The sequence below is a fragment of the Aetokthonos hydrillicola CCALA 1050 genome, assembly GCF_017591665.1.
Lineage (GTDB): Bacteria > Cyanobacteriota > Cyanobacteriia > Cyanobacteriales > Nostocaceae > Aetokthonos > Aetokthonos hydrillicola.
Genome location: NZ_JAAKGC010000277.1, coordinates 1 through 2562, shown reverse-complemented (window position 1 = coordinate 2562; position 2562 = coordinate 1). Strand labels below are relative to the sequence as shown.

Annotated in this window: 3 protein-coding genes; 1 reads left to right on the top strand and 2 read right to left on the bottom strand. The window is 41.5% G+C overall.

Going from position 1 to position 2562, the window contains the following annotated elements; all coding sequences use genetic code 11:
• Positions 1-1233, bottom strand: a 1233-nt coding sequence (locus G4P69_RS36885; RefSeq protein ID WP_208354783.1) for a CHAT domain-containing protein, incomplete at its 3' end; no start/stop codon positions are given.
• Between the two features lie 346 nt (positions 1234-1579).
• On the opposite strand from G4P69_RS36885, the gene G4P69_RS36880 reads away from it, so the two are divergent.
• Positions 1580-1990 carry a retropepsin-like aspartic protease family protein gene (locus G4P69_RS36880; protein ID WP_208346095.1) on the top strand — a complete coding sequence of 137 codons (411 nt, stop codon included), beginning with the start codon at positions 1580-1582 and terminating at the stop codon, positions 1988-1990.
• A gap of 49 nt (positions 1991-2039) precedes the next feature.
• On the opposite strand, the gene G4P69_RS36875 is transcribed toward G4P69_RS36880, so the two are convergent.
• Positions 2040-2562: S1 family peptidase (locus G4P69_RS36875; RefSeq protein WP_208354781.1), on the bottom strand; the 523-nt coding region annotated here is incomplete at its 5' end.

The following is a 2562-nucleotide window of genomic DNA, read 5'->3' as shown; positions in this document are numbered from 1 at the left end:
CTCCCGTCCAAAAAATAAATGTGCATCCTCCTCCTGAAAAGCAAATAAACCCCGATAAGGACAAGCTGGATTTCCGCCTAACTGGAGCCATGTCGGTGGTTCCACAGATGGATTGTGGCAAATTACTGGTAACCAAGAAGCACCAGGAAAATCATCCTCTAAACCTTGTAACTTCCTACGCGCTTGCTGCACGGCTAAGTATAAAGGAAGCTGTTCAACTGCGAAGCCTGAAATAAATTGCTTAAAAAATTCCTCTGCTACACAATTTGGGACTGGCTCTCGCATCACAATCACAGCAGGAATATTGAATTTTTCCAGAGCATTCGCCAGCCCAAGCCCATCACAGGAGTTAAAAATAGCCAAGCGTAACCCTTTCTCAATTGCTGCTTTGAGAGCTTCCTCTAATTGTTCAATTGTTAAGCTATTTTTTGTCTCGTTCTCATTAATATAAATCCTACCTGTTTGGTACTCAGTTTGACTGTGACCTGCAAAAAACAGGATATCCCAGCCCATAGGATCCCAAAGGTGCTGATTGAATTCTACTCGTGAGGGATTGACAAGAAACACAACTTCTGCATCTGGTATGTTATTCAGAAACTTGGTTTCTGTACTAAGATCAATACCTTTGGTATTGCCTAGAATGGCTAAAATTCTGACTTTTTTTCTTGAGATTGTTGACGGTCTTAGGATTGATGAACGTTTATACTCTGGGCTAGACAAAGCTATTTCTGCTAGAGTGTAATCTCGATGGAAATCGCTACGATGCCATGGTAATCGCCGCAGTAAGTCATCATTGGTTTCCAAAATCACTCGAATTTCTTCTGCTGGGTTTAGATGCGATCGCGTTCCGCTACTCGCCAGGCGCGATCGCACCTGGCGGCTAATATTTTGAAACTCTATAGATCCTAGCCACCGGTTCATATCATCTTGTAACTTTTGGCACAGATGACTAAAACTAACTTCTGAGACGTGAGTGATACCAGCAGAATCAATTTCCAGTTCGTCGTCATCTTCGTCTATGGTCAAGTCAGAACGCAAGTGTTTGCGAACACACAAAGCTTGATAAGTTGATTGCCAATTTCTGTATAGTTCCAGCAAATTGGGTGCAGGTGGTAAGCTGCCAACAAATTGCTCTGGAAATGAATGGTCACCAACCCATAACTGTACGGTAACGATGGGGAAGCCGTTGTGCAGATCACCGTTTCCCGGATTGATGACAACTGTCTTGCTCATGGTGGAGATGATGGGCTGACTGTGGGAAGATGCCGTTATCTACAAGCTTAAGGCATCCAGTTGCCCATTGTTTGACCAAGTTCTTATCCTGCTATATGTTCCTCAAGTTTGGAATTATCAGTCCGCTAGCTCAAAAGTCAAACTAAAAAAATAATTTTTGCTTACTACCAATACGACTATTAAAATATCTATCTTTTGATAGATATATAATTGTAACCGACACACTACATACTACTAAATACGTCAAGCATTTATACGAATAACCAATAAATTGCAAAAAGCAGCAAAATATTGCTGTAGTTTTGATGTATTCATCCGGTAATTTCCTTCAAATGAGGTATTTCAGATGGGAACAGCTCTGTTTATTCTGTTAATGGCTCTGGTTGTTCACTACCCACGTAGATCAGGACCAGCCCCAATTAAAAGGAGCAAGAGTCTCAATCCAACGATTGATGTAACATTTAACGACACTCATGTATATGAGATGACTTTAGATACGGGAGCTACTACTACCGTCATCACTGAACAAATGGCAAAAGCCTTGAAAGTGGAGAAGACTGGGATATTACCAGCCCAAATAGCTGATGGTTCAATAGTAGTATGGCCTACTGGTACAGTTGATTCAATAGAGGTTGGTGGAGTTAAGTGTAAGGATGTAAAAGTGGCGATCAGTCCTAATACTAAGCTTCTAGGACAGAGCTTTTTTGGCAAGCTTGATATGATAATCAAAAATGACGTTCTGGAATTTCGTCCTTGATCCAAAGCAAAAAAACTGGTTACCGAGCGCATTGCAATTCGAGTCTTACCTATCTCTGAGTAACCAGCCCTTGTTGATTAGAAACACCAGCGAGCCATAGAAACTGCGATATGGTCTCACTGGGAATGATGAAGGTGAAGCCAGAAACATCCGAACCAAACGTTACCATACCGATAACTTCTCCCTTATCATTAAGTACGGGACTTCCAGAGTTACCGTGGGTGGCAGGAGCACTAATTTGCAGCACAGGTGAACCATCTGGTAATTGTTTTTTGGCCGAAATTTTGCCATCTGTAAATGATGCTACATAATGAGATGGTGATGCCAATAAACTGCTATCAGCCGCACCGGGATATCCAACTACTGTAATATGGTCTAAAAGCTCAACTTGTTTAGAATCTGCCAGTTTGAGAGAAGAAGCATTTTTGATATTGACTTTGAGTATTGCAATATCTCTACCTCGATCAGGCGCACCTGACGCGATCGCTTGAAAAGGTAGTTTCTCTCCATTTGGCAGAATGACTAAATTAATTTGCTCAAATTCTTGTGGTTCAGAATGTTCGGCAATAAAC

Bases quoted from the DNA above. Each gene is read 5' to 3' on its own strand.
- G4P69_RS36880 (WP_208346095.1), top strand. From the start codon at position 1,580: ATGGGAACAGCTCTGTTTATTCTGTTAATGGCTCTGGTTGTTCACTAC.